The following is a 16,624-nucleotide window of genomic DNA, read 5'->3' on the forward strand; positions in this document are numbered from 1 at the left end:
AATAATCAGCACATTAATCTACTTCAACAAATCGATAACCAACACCTGATTCTGTTGTAATGAGTGGCGCCTTTGTACAAGCTGCCAGCTTTTTACGAAGCTGACCAATGTAAACACGCAAATACTGCACTTCATCAGAGAAGTACTCGCCCCATATAAGCTTTAATAAATGCCTTTGTGTTACAAGCTTCCCTGCATGTTGAACCAACTGGGAAAGTAATAAAAACTCTTTTTTAGACAGATGAATCATCTCATTGTCAATATGAACCCCATGATTGGCAATATCAACCGTCATATTAGCAAATTGATAAATGGTATGTTGATTTATCAATCCCTCTCCCCCAACATGTGCCAGTGAACGCTTTATTCTCGCAACCAGCTCCGGCATATCAAAGGGCTTTTTCACATAATCATTTGCGCCACTTTCAAGTGCTTTAACCACCTCATCTGTATCTGACCTTGCTGAAACAACAATTAGCGGCGTTTGATAGTTTTTACGTAAGTTTTGCAGCCAATTTTGACCATCTTGATCTGGCAATCCTAAATCAAGAATTACAAGATCTGGCTTATACGTTTCAAACATTTGTGTAGCATGTTTTGCATCAACAGCGTCTTCAACATCAAAGCCAAGTACCAGTAATGTTTTTTTGACAAATTTTCTAATTTGTGGCTCATCATCAATTAGTAAGATTTTGTTATTCATGATTTATCCAATTTATTATTCATCGGTAGCAGCACATTAAAAGCAGCACCTTGATTAGCCCCATCACTTTTTGCACTTATCTCACCATTATGCGCTTCAATTATACCTTTACAAATGGCAAGCCCTAGCCCATTGCCCTGTGTATAGCTGTCTTTTTTTTCTATTCGATAAAACACATTAAATACACTTTCCAAGTCTTCTTTTTGAATGCCAACACCTTCATCTTTGACCTGAAAAACACAATGCGTTTCTGTCGTATTCACTGAAACTGTAATTTGTTTTTGTGGATTATCTGAAAATTTAACGGCATTATCGATTAAGTTTAAAAGCACTTGCTGTAATAACATATTATCACATTCTATCATAACGTTTTTTGTCATGGCAAAATTGAATCTCTGTGATTTATATCTTCTCTTAGCGATTATTTCAAGCTCATTAATAAATGCCTCTGTAGAAGTGGCTTTTTTATTCAATACTAATGCTTGTGATTCCAGTTTTAACATCTGCATAATATTATCGATATACCTATCCAAACGCTTGGATTCATCATAGGCAACTGTGAGCATTTCCTCTTTATCTTTCTGGTTAAACATATCTTTGTATTGAATCACACTACTTAGTGAGCCCATAATCGACGCAAGTGGTGTTTTAAAGTCATGCGAAACTGAAGAGAGCATTGATTTTTGTAATTTTTGCTGCTCCGCCAGTGTTTTAAGCTTCTGCTCTTCTGTTTCTAAAAATCGCTTTAACAAAAGCTGCGACACTTGAGAAAACATTGGTTTTATCACCGTATATTGTGATAAAAACCGCTCTTTTTCTTGTTTTATTCTAAGGTGAACCGCAATAATGCCCAACAGTCGCCCTTCAATTAAAAGTGGCTCAAAATACCATGTTAATGCTGAAAAAGTATTGGTTGTTGCACCACAAATGCTCTTGTGTTGCCAGCACCACCTTGCTGCAATCAGCTCTTTTTGATTGAAGTTTGGATGCTGAGGAAAACTCGCTGCATCAAATGTTTCATTACTGGCATTAATAAACACAAAATCATAATTAAAATAACGCTCAAGCTCACTTAAAATCACCTCACGAAAATCTTTATCTGTATTTATTTTTGATAATTGTTTTGAGAAATCATACAGCATAGACAAGCTTTTTTCTCTTTCTCTTAACGCCAATAGTGACATCCTTGAGCTGACTGTCAGCTGGCTAATAATCAAAGCAACAATAATAAAAACACAAAAAGTAACAATTTGTGTAAAAGTGTCAATCGTAAAGTAGAAATTTGGCGTTAAGTACATATACATGTACATCACAAACCCAATAATGGACGATGCAACCGATGCCCGTAATCCATAGAGATAAGCACAAAGCATCAGGACTAACAAAAAAGATAATGATTGAGCCGGCAAGCCCAAAAAACTCATTAAAAAATAAATAAAGGTTCCAGAAAAAAAGGTCAATATGGAAGCATAAATAATTGCCTTAATACCTTTTTTGCCTCTACGCGTTTTCCACTTTTTCCTCCCTTTTATTTTGTTAATTTTTTTCTCTGTTGTAATGACATGAATTTGTTTTTTACTGTTGTCACGAATAACATCATAAACAACAGAACCAAATAGGATATCCATCCATTTAGGGCGTTTTGATTTGCCAATAATAATATCGCTGACACCGTGCTCATCAGCATATTGCAAAATACTTTTAGACAATCTGGCACCTGAAATATGTTCAATATCATAACCAAGTGTATTTGCCAGAACCTTATAGCGTCTGATTTCTCTTAAGGCTGTGCGTGAAAACCGCTTTTTAGGTTTATGGATAAAGACAGCTAATAGCCTCGCCCCCGTTGATTGTGCTAACTGTTTTCCCCTTCTTAGTAAGAGCGGGGTTGATTCACTATAACCACAACACACTAAAACAGAGGGAGAGCTGATCACAATGTTACGATTATGATAAAGCTTTTTATAATGGCGTATATCTTCACCAACATGATTTGCAGCAAGACGAAAAGTATAATCACGGAGGATGCTTAAATTGGTGTATTGAAAGTAGCGTGATAGTGCGCGATTTGCCATCTCTTGCACATAAATTTTTCCTTGCTCAAGCCGTTTGATCAACTCCTCTGGCGTCACATCAACAACCACAAGCTCATCAGCTGATTGAATAAAACTATCTGGAATGGTTTCATTCACCCTTGCCTGAGTAATCTGAGCCACTTCATAGGACAAACTGGCAATATGCTGAATATTCACTGCGGTATAAACATCGATACCAACATCTAAAATCTCTTCAATATCCAAATAGCGTTTTTTATTTCTTGCATGCGTCAAATTGCTATGCGCCAACTCATCAATAATCACAATCTCAGGCTTTCTTTTTTTGATTTGATCTACACCAAGTTCAAAAAATGCTCGTCCTTTGTGTTGAACCTCTTTAAGTGGAATACTCTCTAATAAATGAGATAACGCCAAAGTGTCTTTACGACCATGCGTCACTGCAACGCCAATAACAATATCTTTTCCTTCATTTTTGAGTGTGTGAGCACTATTTAACATCGCATAGGTTTTGCCAACCCCAGGCGCAGAACCAAGAAAAATCTTTAGTTTGCCACGTTCAGTTTGATGCGTTTTATTTGCCAAATGTAATAATGCATCTACTTTTTGCTTTCGATTCATACTCATAGACGACAAGGTTACCTTTTTATCATCATGTTATATACCAACTCAGGCATTAATATAATCAAGCATAGCAAGGATGTCTTTAAAATAACGCTATCACCGACTATTTTAGCTTTGTTGTATAAGCGCTTGTAAGGCAAGATTCAACTTCAGTACATTCACTGTTGGCGGATTAAAAAAATGATAATCTGTATGTGTATCAATAAGTTTCATCACTTTTTTAACAGGAATATGGTGAAAAGTTGCAATATAATCAGCTTGATATCTGGCACTATTAAGTGAGATATCTGGATCAATGCCACTACCGGAGGCAAATACCATATCCTCAGGAATACTTTTTTTACCATAGGTTGCCTGAAGCATTTTAATTCTTTCTTTCACGGCACTTAGCTCTTTAGGGTTATTGACAGCGAACGCTGTTCCGCCTGTTGCCAATGGATTATAGTTATTTGCTGAAGGCCTTGATTGAAATAATCCCGCTGGCATTGCCTGAGAGATTAATAAAGAGCCAATAGGCTTCCCATTTTCCATCACCATTGACCCAGTTGTTTGGTTTTTTGCAACAAGATAACCTGCGCCTAACATTAAAAAAGGATAGGCTAAACCAAGAAGAAGTGTAAAAAACACCATCGACACAAAAGATTGGTATACAACTCGCATAATAAACTCCTAGGAAACAAGGCCAATGGCAGTGATAATTAAATCAATTAACTTAATTCCAACAAATGGAACTAAAAGCCCACCTAGACCATAAATCAATAAATTTTTTCTAAGCAGTGCTTGAGCAGATAAAGCTACATTTTTCACCCCCACTAATGCCATTGGTATCAAAAAAATGATAATAATAGCATTAAAAATAACTGCGGATAATATGGCACTTTCAGGAGAATGTAATCCCATAATATTAAGCGCACCAAGCGATGGAAATGCACTAACAAAAAGTGCAGGGATAATCGCAAAGTATTTGGCAACATCATTGGTAATACTAAAGGTGGTTAGTGCGCCTCTTGTAACCAGAATCTGCTTACCAATTTTCACAATATCAATCACTTTTTTCGGGTCTGAGTCCAAATCGACCATGTTCCCTGCCTCTCTTGCAGCAGAGGTCCCTGTCGCCATAGCAACCCCTACATCTGCTTGTGCTAAAGCTGGAGCATCATTTGTCCCATCTCCACACATAGCAACCGTTTTTCCTTCATTTTGGCATTTTTTAATGTAAGCTAATTTCTCTTCAGGGGAGGCCTGAGCCACAAAATCATCCACACCAGCCTCAGCAGAAATAGCCGCAGCAGTTAAAGGGTTATCCCCTGTAATCATCACTGTCTTAATGCCCATTTTTCTAAGCTCATCAAAGCGCTTTTTAATCCCAGGCTTAATGACATCTTTTAGATAAACCAACCCCAAAAGTTGATTATTTTGGCAAACAGCAAGTGGCGTTCCACCTTGCTCTGAAATACGCTCAACCACTAATTTAAATCCAGATAGGATCTGTGAGTCAATTTTACCTGCTAAGTGCTTTTCAATCGCACTGACGGCACCTTTTCTAACAGAAATTTCACCATGATCAATACCACTCATTCTTGTATATGCTGAAAATGGGATAACTTTGGCATCAGATAAATTGACCTCACTGATATCAAAGGCAAATTGCTTTTCTGCCAATTTAACAATGGATTTGCCTTCAGGCGTTTCATCTGATAAAGAAGACAGCCATGCAGCATAAGCGAGCGTTTTTGCCTCCACACTACTGACTGGCAGAAACTCTGTTGCAAAGCGATTTCCTAAAGTAATTGTCCCTGTTTTATCCAATAATAGTGTATCAATATTCCCGGCAGCCTCAACTGCTCGCCCAGAAAGTGCAACAATGTTCGCTTTTAATAACCGATCCATGCCTGAGATCCCAATCGCCGATAATAAACCTGCAATTGTAGTTGGAATCAAAGTCACAAATAATGCAATTAATACAACAATTGACAAACTCACACCATGAAAAAGCGACATTCCATAAAGTGAGCATACTGCAAAGATGAAAATTAAGGTTAAGCCTGATAATAAGATACTTAATGCGATTTCATTCGGTGTTTTTAAGCGTTTAGCATTCTCGACTAATGAGATCATCTTATCTAAAAAGCTCTCACCTGGATTTGAGCTCACTCGCACTTTGATTTCATCTGAGATCACTTTGGTCCCTGCAGTGACTGCTGAGTTATCAGAACCAGCTTCTTTAACCACCGGCTCTGATTCACCTGTAATCGCAGATTCATCAATGGTTGCCATGCCTTCGATGACATCCCCATCAGCTGGCATAAAATCACCTGTTTTAACAAACACAATATCACCAACTCGTAATAACTCAGCTCCAATTTCTTCTATAGTATCACCATTAATCCACCGTGCTTTTAATTGTGATTTAGTTGCCTTTAAGCTCTCAGCCTGCGCCTTACCTTTCCCCTCAGCAATACTCTCGGCAAAGTTAGCAAATAAAATCGTAAACCAAAGCCAAATAACAACCTGAAGCGTAAAGGCGATTTGTCCTCCTGTAAAGCTATCTTCAATCAAATAAACTGTGCACAAAAGTGTGACAATTAACACGCAAAACATCACGGGGTTTTTAATCATCACCCTTGGGTTACACTTCATAAACGCCTGCTTCATTGCAGGCAGCATTAACTCTTTTGACAATAAAGACATTGTTTGTTTCTTTGACATCTCTGTCCCCTTATAGCGCTGTGGCTAACATTAAATGATCTAGGATTGGACCAATTGCCAGCGCTGGAAATATTGTCAGCCCGCCAACAATTAAAATGGTAAATATCACAAGTGCACCAAACACAACGCTCGTGGTCGCTAAAGAAGTATAACTTGAACCCTCTGAGGCACGTTTTTTCATTACCAGTGAGCCAGATAACATAATCACGGCAAAAATGGTAACAAAACGCCCCAAGAGCATAGCAATGCCTAAGGTTACATTTAAAAATGGTGTATTGGCATTTAGCCCTGCAAATGCACTGCCATTATTATTCGCTGCGGAAATATAGGCATATAAAATTTCACTGAAACCATGAGCGCCTGAATTAGTAAGTGATGCTTTTATATCAGGGTAAACAAAGGCGATTGCAGAGAACATCAACACACAACAAGGTGAAATCAATAATGTCAACATAACCCATTTCATTTCAGTGCCTTGAATACGTTTACCTAAAAAACTTGGAATGCGCCCAATCATTAATGAAGCAATAAACACACTTAGCATCATAAACATTAAAAAGCCATATAATCCAGCCCCAATACCGCCAAAAATCACCTCACCCAGCGCCATATTAATCATAGCCATCATACCGCCAATTGGAGTGTAACTATCAATAACGCTGTTTACGCCACCATCAGAGGCTGCGGTAGACACTGTGTTATAAAGGGTCGAATGAAAAATACCAAATCGAACCTCTTTGCCTTCCATATTTGCCAAATGATGTGTTTGACCATACATATCAGTCAAAGTATGTGCACCATAAAAATTTGGCCCATGAAGTTCTGCCATCGTCATGATGCTAAGAGACACAATAAATAGCACCAGCATAACAACAAAGATAAACCAGCCTTGTTTGGCATTATTGACATATTTACCAAATGTATATGTTAGTGCCACTGGAATCGCAAAAATGCTGATCACTTGCAAGAAGTTTGTTAAAATCGTTGGGTTCTCATATGGATGCGCTGAGTTTGCATTAAAAAAACCACCACCATTTGTGCCTAGCGATTTAATTGCCTCTTGTGAGGCAATAGGACCTTGCGGAATAATCTGCTCTGTTCCGGCTAAAGTATGAATGTGAAAATATGCCAAAATATTTTGTGGCACCCCTTGGAAAATATAAATAAGCGCAATAACAATACAAAATGGCAACAACAGCCAAAATATTGCCTTTGAAATATCATACCAAAAATTACCAATTGTCTTTTCATGATAACGACTAATTCCACGAATAAGGGCAATAACAACAGCAATGCCAACTGCGGCAGAGACAAAGTTTTGCACAGCAAGTGCTGCCATTTGTGCAAAGTAACTTACCCCTGTTTCACCTGCATAACTTTGCCAATTGGTATTGGTTACAAAGCTTGCTGCCGTATTAAAGGCTTGATCCCATGACATATTTGCAATTCCAGCAGGATTAAGTGGTAAAACACCTTGAAAAATCAATATCAAATAGACAAAGGCAAAAGATGCTAAGGAAAATAACAAAAGCGCCGATAGATACGCCTTTGGTGTTTGTTCTTTTGTTAGATTAACGTGCAAAGATTTTGCAAACAAATACTCTAATGGCTTGGCAAAATAATCAAGCCATGTTTTCTCATTATGATACACCTTATAAATGTAGGCACCTAAAGGCTTTCTAATCACTAATAGCACTAAAATAAACAGTGCAAATAAAATAAAGTTACTATACATAATGTGCTCCTAAAACTTCTCAGGAAACACAAGCACAATAATCATATAAACAGCTAAAAAAGCCATTACAATACCAGAGAAAATCGTCATTTATACACTCCCAATTTTGATTATCACACTGTGAATATGTTTATTTTTTAATACAGTGTTAACAAGTGAGATATTGTATTGGGTAAGCGTATAAAAATTCGATATGGTTTTTCAGGTAAAAAATAAAAATTTTATAAAATTATGAAGAGCTCCCCCTATTTGCAAGCGTCTTTATACCAGCAAATAGTCATTTTTATTTTCAAGGCGCGCTTATCCGGAATATCCACTACTGCAACACCACGCTTTATGTTATATTATGGGCAACTTAAATAGCTTTAAATACCAACATGTCTGATAAGATTGACAACGAAGAGTTTGATAGATTCAAACGATTGTGGAAAAAACACGGCGCAAAAGTGCTCGGCATTGTATGTATTATCTTTATCGCCATTATTGCACTACAGTATTGGAATAAGCGTACACTTGAGAACAACCTTGAAGCGGCTAATCTCTATCAAAATCTCGCTGTTGTGATAGAAAGCTCACCAAATAATACCTCAGCGATTACTGCACAAGCAAATAACATCATTAACCTTTATCCTGAAAGTATTTACAGTGATTTTGCACGCTTTATTTTAGCAAAAAACATGATATCTGATAATAAACTTTCTCAGGCTGAGACAGTACTTGCTAAGATTATTACAGATAGCAAAAACAAGAGCTTGGCAGCAATTGCATCGGTGCGTTTAGCAAGAATTCAAATTTCACAAAACAATCCTACAGCTGCCGTTGTGACCCTTAATAATATCAAACTCGCTGGTTTTGAGCTATCCAAAGAGATGATTTTGGGTAATGCTTATTTTGCCTTAAAACAATATGCTGATGCAAAAGTAGCTTGGGAAAAAGCGCTAAAACATGCTGATAAACCAGAGCTAAAAAACATCAATACCTTATTAAAAATGAAACTTGATTCTTTAAATGTATATTTAGCTAATCATAGTGATAAACAGCATTCACAGGAAAAATAATGAAAAAATTTCTCTTTGGTTTTATTTTACCGATTACAGTCACTTTGCTGATTGCTGGCTGTGGGAACAAAAGTAATGCTATTCCGCCAAAGCCACTTGTTGATTTCACCCCGACTGTCCATGCTGAGTACATTTGGGATAGAAATATTGGTAGCGGAACCGATGGAACACTTGATGTCAAACTTGCGCCAAATGTTGATGGCAATGTTATTTATACCTCAAGCTATGATGGTTATATCAGTGCAGTCAATGCACAAACAGGTGAAAATATCTGGTATACCAATACACACCTTAAACTGACTTCATCTCCTGCCATCAGTGGTGATTTTATCGTTGCCGGTTCCTTACATGCGAAATTGATTGCCTTAAATAAAGACAATGGAAAAGTACTATGGACAACCGATATTCCAAGTAGCCTCTTTGCCAAGCCAACCATAGCTGATAACACGATCTATTTACAAACCCATGATGGCAGTATTAGTGCTTATGATCTTAAAACTGGCAAACAAAAATGGAACGAATCAACATCAACACCTGATTTAATGCTTGTTGGTAACAGCTCCCCTGTTGTATTTAAAGGACTTGTGCTTGCTGGCACTTCCTCTGGCAGCCTATGGGGCTTTAATCAAGACACTGGTGCAAAACAATGGGATAACCCAATTGCATTGCCACAAAGTGGCTCACAAGCACAACAAATGGTGGATATTAATGCCACACCACTGATATCAGGAGCTTCCTTATATATAGCCACTTTCCAAGGAAACTTAATGAGTTTTGACACGCAAATGGGCGTGGTTAACTGGCAGAAAAAAGCCTCAGTATTTAACAACTTTGCTATTGATAACAAAGCATTATTTGTTACAGATGCCAGTGGAGATGTCACGGCTTATGCACTTAAAACTGGTGATATTTTATGGAAAAAAGACATCCTTGAAGGCAGAAAGACTTCTGCACCTTTGTATTATCAAGGAAAAGTATTTGTCGGTGACTATGAGGGCTATGTACATATCTTTGATGCAAGTACGGGTAAATATTTAGGTCGCGTTGATATTGGCGGTGATGGCATTCGTGCACAGCCTGCTATTAGCGATGGGAATATTATCGTACAAACAAACGATGGAACATTAGCGGCGATTAAACTATAGAATACTTTGATGTCAAATAAGCTTAAAGCAATTGCTACTCCCTCTTTATTTATCTTGGTGCTGATGATATCAGTCGGACCCTTTGGTGATACGATTTATGCGCCTTCCCTACCCAGTATTGCCAAGGCATTTAATACTGCTTATCACAATGTTCAACTGACGATTACCTTTTATCTATTTGGCTATGCCGTCAGTCAAATTCTCTATGGTCCTTTTTCAGATCGCTATGGCCGAAAACCTATTATGGTAATCGGTGCAGTTGCCTTTTTATTAGGCTCTATTATTTGTTTAATTAGCACAGATATTACGATACTTATTGCTGGGCGTTTTATTCAAGGCTTTGGCGCCTGTGCAGGTGCTGTTATCTCAAGTGCTGCTGTGCGTGATGCCTTCTCTCATAAAGAGCAAGGAAAAGTCTTTGCAAAGATGAACACCGCCTTTGCAATTGCACCAGGAGTTGGTGCGATTGTTGGTACATTTATTACCTGGCAAATGAACTTTAGCATTTTATTTGCTTTGGCAATTATTCTACTGATTGCAGTGATTATTTTATTTCCTGAAACCCTAAAGAAAAAAAATAAAGGCGCCACACGTCCTAGAAAGCTGATCAGTAACTATTTCTCACTCTTTAGAACACAAGGATATTTTGTCTATCTTTGTATTTTAGGCTTAAGCATAGGAATGGTGTATAGTTGCCTAGTTGAAGCACCGGCGCTTGTTATTGATACTTTGCATTTATCCAAACCTTGGTTTATTGTCATCGCTGCTGGCATCGTATTGGCATTTATGGTTGGCTCGCTTATCTGCACAATGTTATGCCATCGCTTAAAGCAAAACTCCATTTTACTGGTTGGCATGGTCATTAGTTTAATTGGTAGTCTACTGCTGCTTATTTTTATGTCATTAGAGATTGTAAATTTAATTAGCCTACTTATCCCTGTCGTGATAGTTTTTACTGGTATTGCGTTTGTAATTCCCATTGCGACCGCACAAGCACTTGCCCCCTTTGAAATGACAGCAGGATCGGCCTCTGCCATGATGGGATTTTTTCAAATGGGAATGGCCTCAGCGATTACAGCCATTGTAACAGCATTACCTCTTAGAGACACCATGACTCTTCCTGTTAGCTTCAGCTTACTGTCATTGGTGAGTATTATTATTTTAGCAAGCTATGTCATTAAACATAAAAGAAAATCGCCTGCAATTTAGTGCTTTAATTCAAAAGAATTAAATCAAAAAAAACCTATTACTAAATGACTTTTTATCACTAAATAAGCAATTAAAGACGAATAGGACTGACAACATATTGACTTTTTGTTGTGTCATCCTTAATCAACAAACTCATCGCTGGCGTATCAAAGTATAGATCAACCTTCTCTGAATCCAATACACTCATGCTATCAAGAAGATACCCTACATTAAAACCAATTTCCATTGCTTGATCGTTATACTGCACTTCAATTTGGTCTTGTGCTTCTTCGTGCTCAGGATTGTTAGCTGAAAAAACAAGCTTATTATGATCCAAATTCAATCTAACTCCGCGGTATTTTTCATTTGATAAAATTGAAGTTCGCATAAGGGCTAGTTTCATTTCCAAACGATTTGCAATTAGAACACGATTGTTATTTTGTGGTATAACACGCGTATAATCAGGGTAGCGCCCATCGATTAATTTGGAGGTAAATTGATAGTTTGGTAATACCAATTTGAAGTAATTTTTACCAATTTGGATTTCAGCTTCTACATCCTCTTGGGCTGAAATGATTTTCTGCAGCTCAGAGATCGCTTTTCTTGGCACAATCATTTGAACTGAGTCTAAATAAGTATCCTCTATTGTTAGCTCAGAGCTTGCCATTCTGTGGCCATCTGTTGCAATGGCTCTGAATGTTTCACCTTGCACTTCCCATAGCATGCCATTTAGAAAATATCTCACATCATTATTTGCCATGGCAAATTGTACACGCTTAATCACCTGAGTTAAGGATAATAACGGCACTTTAAACATTGATTTCGCGCTATCTTCCTTCATAGCAGGAAAGGCACTAGGTGTTTGTGTTGCTAAACTAAATTTGCTTAAATTCGAACGAACAAGCGCCCTTGTCTCACTCTCTTGAGAAATTTCAATTACTGCGCCATCAGGCATATTTCTAATAATATCCATCAACTTTCTTGCAGGCAGTGTAATTTTTCCCCCTTCAGAGGCAGCATTTAGCTCAACTTTTGCCACAATTTCGGTATCTAGATCTGATGCTTTGATCACAAGCGCATTATCAACTATTTCAAATAAGATAAAGCTTAAAATCGGCATTGTGTGCTTCTTATCAGCAATCGCCACAGCTGAGTGTAAAGGCTTTAGGATGTTTTCTTTAGAAAAAGTACACTTAAACATTTTTATTTTCTCTTAACTTTCTTAAATTTAGTGTGCAAGCTTGCGCGATAAGGTCTGATAATCATCCTTAAGATCAACATTACTAGCAACTAACTTCTTAATTGTTCTCACAGCATGTAGCACTGTAGTATGATCTCTACCACCAAAAAATCCACCAATTTCAGGCAATGAGTGATTGGTAAACTCTTTTGCCAACGCCATGGCAACTTGTCTTGGTCTTGCAACATCGCGGCTTTTTTGTTTTGATAATAAATCTGTAATTTTTATTTTATAATAATCAGCAACAACTCGCTGAATATTATCTATTTTCACAATTTTTTCTTGTATTGAAATCACATCTTTCAAACACTCATAAGCAAGCTTCTCATCGATTGATTTCTTATTAAACTGTGCGTAGTTTAAAACCCGACGAAGCGCACCTTCCAACTCTCTGACATTTGAACGAATATGTTTTGCCATAAAAAGCGCCACATTTTGATCGATTGGCCTGCCAAATTGTGTTGATTTATGTAATAAAATAGCGCTTCTTGTTTCTAAATCAGGAATATCTATTGTAACAGTTAAACCATAGCCAAAACGTGATACCAAGCGTTCCTCTAATTTAGGAATTTCTTTGGGATATTTATCACAAGATAAAACAACCTGTTTACCATTTTCAAGTAGCGTGTTAAAGGTATGGAAAAACTCCTCTTGTGAGCCTGACTTTCCTGCTATAAATTGAATATCATCAACCAAAAGAACATCAACAGAGCGATAAAAATTTTGAAATTCATCACCTGAATGCAATCTTACTGCATCAACATAATCTTTAACAAATCGCTCAGAGGTAACATAGAGCACCTTTGCATTTGGCGTATTATGGAGCACATAATTACCAATAGCATGCATTAAATGTGTTTTCCCTAATCCACTTCCTCCGTAGATAAAAAGCGGATTATACGCCAACCCTGGATTGACAGATACTTGCATAGCCGCAGCTCTTGCAACTTCATTGGCTTTTCCAACTACAAAATTATCAAAACTATACTCTTTCTTTAAAGGAGAGCCAAAATCAACATTTTTTCTTCCCTTTGGTAAAGCAAGCGCCTCATCAAAACCATGAAGCTCATTCGACATCCCAATAAGATCCATTTCAACTTCTTGAACATCCTGATAATCATTTGAAGATTGTTGCTGTGCTGTGGATACTATTTTATTACGCGATGCGGTTTGTGTGAATAAATCTGTTTGTGGACCAACCGTTGACAATGAAATCGGTGTTGATTTTGATTCCTTGTTTAAATTATCCACAGATAATTTATCTGTATTAATACTTAACTCATTGGATATGGAAAAATCCACAATTAAATTGTCATTTTTTTTCACTTTTTTAAGAGTATCCACAATTTTGTGTCTATACTTTGATTTTATCCACCCCAAAAAATATTGATTGGGGGCATAGACTGTGAATAAACTTCCTTGATCACTAACTTTTAAAGGTGAAATCCAAATACGAAACTCTTGTTCTGAAACGATGCTTCTTAAATGATCTAAACATTGCTGCCAAAAATTCATCTCTCTCATTTCCCTCTAAAAATCAAGTAGTTACGCGACTTTGCGGACATTTATCACGATTCTCAAGATCAAGTTTAACCATATGCTGACTGATTATATCAGGGGTTTTTCAACATGCAATGACCCTGATAGTAAATCTGTGGATAACTATGTGTATAACTATGTGGACACTATGTTAATTTAGTTGTTGATAACTTTGTTTACAACCTTGTTCACAAGTATGTTAATAAAAATGTGAATAAAAATTTCAATTTATTTTCTCATACTTATCCACAGATATTCCACAAGTTATACACATCTTAACTCACAAACTTATACACATCTGAAACCTTTATTTCATAAGTTTTTCTTATTATTTACCCACAGGATAACGCAAACTAATAACAAAAATATCAAGAAAAAATAAATTTCTTTATCTTTATAAACTTCACTCCTTTTAAAAGATATGTGTGTATAAAATATAAATTAAACAGGGAAAAATTATTTCTCAAAAAATCCTGTATAATTTATCCATAAGATAACGATGAATGATAAAGTAATGTGGATAAAACCTGTGTTTGTTAGAGAGATTCAACAAAAGAGCTTTGTTTGGGTAGGATTGTTCAGAGGGAGTATTGGTTATGCTTGAAATGGTTGATGCCAAAATGGAGTATCTTGTAATGGAGTACTTGATTTTGCAAAGTCTCTTTTTGGCATTCGTTTTGCTTCATAAGCAAGGCGACCTGATATAATGGCCAAAGAAAACGCCTCAGCCATTTTTTGTGGATCATCTGACAAAGCGACCGCGCTATTTAAAATAATCCCATCTACCCCTATTTCCATCGCTTTAACAGCATCTGATGGGGTGCCAATACCAGCATCAACAATAATGCTTGTATCAGAAAAGCGATTAACCAGTAATGCCAATGCTTGCGGATTGACGATGCCTTGACCACTTCCAATGTAAGAAGCATAGGGCATAATAACCCTACAACCCAAGGTGATTAGTTTCTTACAGATAATTAAATCATCGTTGCAATAAGGCAACACTTGAAACCCCTCTTTTAAAAGCGTTTCAGTGGCTTTTAGTAGCTCTAAACTATCAGGCTGTAAAGTATAATCATCACCAATCACTTCAAGCTTAATCAAATTTGTATTAAAGATCTCCCTTGCTGCTCTTGCAATCGTAATAGCTTCATCAGCATTACGACAGCCTGCAGTATTTGGTAGAACTTTAAGTTGATGTGATTTAATAGCATCCCAAAAAAAATTATTCTTCCCAGCATTTAACTCACGCTTTAACGATACCGTAACCATATCAACTTTTGAAGCTTCTATTGCTTGTAACATAAGCTCCATCGTTGGATAAAGGGCTGTACCTAAAATCATTCGACTTCTAAGTAAACTGCCATAAATATCTATCCCCATTTGAATATTAACCTCCTTGCATTGGTGTTAAAATTTCAATAATATCCCCTTCTTTTAATTGATATTCATGATATTTATGCTTAGAGATAATATCTTGGTTAACAGCAATTGCGGCATAACCAAGCTGAATATTTAAGTTATCAAGATATTGTGTGATGGTGGTATTGTCATCTAAATTGGTCTTTTCACCATTAATGGTCACTTCGATCATATTGTTTTCTCCAGTATATGATTGGTTATCACTTGTTTACATAAAACGGGGGATAGTAAATATCCATGGCGGTAAAATCCATTGATAGAAATTATATTATCATGAATTATACTTTTAGGCATACCGGTGTTAAAAGTTGGTCTCACCTGAGCATATGTTTTAACAACACGCGCTTCTAAGAATTGATGAGAAATAACACTTAAAGCACTTAAAAGATCCATCATGCTTTTGAGCGAAATATCAGAATAGTCATCATTTTGGATAATGCTTGCCCCAATATAATAATGATGATTTTTTCTTGGCACGATATAAAGTGGATAACGTGGATGGCAAAGTCTTATAACATTTTGTATATGAACATTTGGTGCATGAATCAAAAGTGCTTCTCCCCTGATACCATAAAGATTAGGTAGATTTTCCTTCGCGCCCATTCCTCGAGTATCGATAACCCAATCATATTGTTGTTTTAATGTATTAATTTCTGCGGAGCAAATATCTCGATTGGTGTAAATTCTCACTTTTTCTTTTGCCATGGCAAAAAAATCGCAGCTTTGTTTAAAGAATAAATCGGTATCAACATATCCTTCACCATCGACTTCAATATAGTGATTTAAAAGGTTATAGTTAAAGGCATTTTTATCAATTTCTTCACGACAAAGCTCCTTTTCTTTTAGAAGCGTGTGATTAATATCAAACCCATAGATCTTTTGTTTAAACGCATTAAACTCATTTTTGTCATATTGGTGTGCCAAAACCCATGTTTTAGATAAAGAAAAAATCTTTTCTTGCAATAATTGATTGAAACACGACCAGATAGGAATGCTTTTTTGACCTAGATGATACAGATCAATATTATTCTCTATTAGCTCACAGATTGGGGCAACCATGCCTGCTGCGGCATGGCCACAACTTGTGTTACCATTAAAATCATTCGATTTTTCATAAAAATCTAATGAGATATTGTTGATCTCAGTTAGTAGCGTCAATCCCATTACTCTACCAACAAGACCACTGCCAATAATTGCGATTTTCATG

General features: G+C 36.7%; 13 protein-coding genes. 3 read left to right on the forward strand and 10 right to left on the reverse strand.

Going from position 1 to position 16,624, the window contains the following annotated elements; translation table 11 throughout:
- Positions 1-13: 13 nt before the first annotated feature.
- From A37Q_RS0112575 to kdpA, 5 genes are all read right to left on the reverse strand, one after another.
- A complete protein-coding gene (locus tag A37Q_RS0112575; protein WP_018300639.1) occupies positions 14-703 on the reverse strand; it encodes a response regulator in 690 nt (229 codons plus the stop codon).
- Positions 700-3,378, reverse strand: coding sequence for an ATP-binding protein (locus tag A37Q_RS0112580; RefSeq protein WP_018300640.1), 2,679 nt, complete (start codon positions 3,376-3,378; stop codon positions 700-702). Before A37Q_RS0112580 ends, A37Q_RS0112575 begins: the two co-directional genes overlap by 4 nt.
- A 111-nt stretch (positions 3,379-3,489) precedes the next feature.
- Positions 3,490-4,041, reverse strand: a complete 552-nt coding sequence (locus A37Q_RS0112585) for a potassium-transporting ATPase subunit C (protein WP_018300641.1) — start codon at positions 4,039-4,041, stop codon at positions 3,490-3,492.
- A gap of 9 nt (positions 4,042-4,050) precedes the next feature.
- Positions 4,051-6,090: a potassium-transporting ATPase subunit KdpB gene (kdpB, locus tag A37Q_RS0112590; RefSeq protein ID WP_018300642.1), complete on the reverse strand. Its 2,040-nt coding sequence runs from the start codon at positions 6,088-6,090 to the stop codon at positions 4,051-4,053.
- A 10-nt stretch (positions 6,091-6,100) separates the two neighbouring features.
- Positions 6,101-7,825, reverse strand: coding sequence for a potassium-transporting ATPase subunit KdpA (gene kdpA, locus A37Q_RS0112595; protein ID WP_018300643.1), 1,725 nt, complete (start codon positions 7,823-7,825; stop codon positions 6,101-6,103).
- A gap of 377 nt (positions 7,826-8,202) precedes the next feature.
- Here kdpA and A37Q_RS0112605 point away from each other — a divergent pair, with 377 nt between their 5' ends.
- The 3 genes from A37Q_RS0112605 to A37Q_RS15485 are packed head-to-tail and all read left to right on the forward strand — an operon-like array spanning position 8,203 to position 11,237.
- The gene (locus A37Q_RS0112605) at positions 8,203-8,883 is read left to right on the forward strand and encodes a YfgM family protein (RefSeq protein ID WP_018300644.1); all 681 of its coding nucleotides are present in this window, start codon (positions 8,203-8,205) and stop codon (positions 8,881-8,883) included.
- Positions 8,883-10,028, forward strand: coding sequence for an outer membrane protein assembly factor BamB (gene bamB, locus A37Q_RS0112610; RefSeq protein ID WP_018300645.1), 1,146 nt, complete (start codon positions 8,883-8,885; stop codon positions 10,026-10,028). The genes A37Q_RS0112605 and bamB overlap by 1 nt, the downstream gene beginning before the upstream one ends.
- 9 nt (positions 10,029-10,037) lie before the next feature.
- On the forward strand, positions 10,038-11,237 hold the full coding sequence (locus A37Q_RS15485) for a multidrug effflux MFS transporter (RefSeq protein WP_018300646.1): 1,200 nt from the start codon (positions 10,038-10,040) through the stop codon (positions 11,235-11,237).
- 70 nt (positions 11,238-11,307) lie between these two features.
- On the opposite strand, the gene dnaN is transcribed toward A37Q_RS15485, so the two are convergent.
- The 5 genes from dnaN to A37Q_RS0112645 form a co-directional block, all read right to left on the reverse strand.
- Entirely contained in the window at positions 11,308-12,417 is a 1,110-nt protein-coding gene (gene dnaN, locus A37Q_RS0112620) for a DNA polymerase III subunit beta (protein WP_018300647.1), read from the reverse strand.
- 27 nt (positions 12,418-12,444) lie between these two features.
- Positions 12,445-13,971 (reverse strand): chromosomal replication initiator protein DnaA, encoded by a 1,527-nt coding sequence (dnaA, locus tag A37Q_RS0112625; RefSeq protein ID WP_018300648.1) that lies wholly within the window; start codon positions 13,969-13,971, stop codon positions 12,445-12,447.
- A 618-nt stretch (positions 13,972-14,589) separates the two neighbouring features.
- Positions 14,590-15,378, reverse strand: coding sequence for a thiazole synthase (locus A37Q_RS0112635; RefSeq protein ID WP_018300650.1), 789 nt, complete (start codon positions 15,376-15,378; stop codon positions 14,590-14,592).
- A 7-nt stretch (positions 15,379-15,385) separates the two neighbouring features.
- Positions 15,386-15,589, reverse strand: coding sequence for a sulfur carrier protein ThiS (thiS, locus tag A37Q_RS0112640; RefSeq protein ID WP_018300651.1), 204 nt, complete (start codon positions 15,587-15,589; stop codon positions 15,386-15,388).
- Complete coding sequence (locus A37Q_RS0112645; RefSeq protein WP_018300652.1) at positions 15,586-16,623, reverse strand: FAD-dependent oxidoreductase; 1,038 nt, start codon at positions 16,621-16,623, stop codon at positions 15,586-15,588. The genes thiS and A37Q_RS0112645 overlap by 4 nt, the downstream gene beginning before the upstream one ends.
- Between the last annotated feature and the right edge of the window lies 1 nt (position 16,624).

Origin of the sequence: Fangia hongkongensis FSC776 = DSM 21703 (assembly GCF_000379445.1) — a bacterium.
Taxonomy (GTDB): domain Bacteria; phylum Pseudomonadota; class Gammaproteobacteria; order Francisellales; family Francisellaceae; genus Fangia; species Fangia hongkongensis.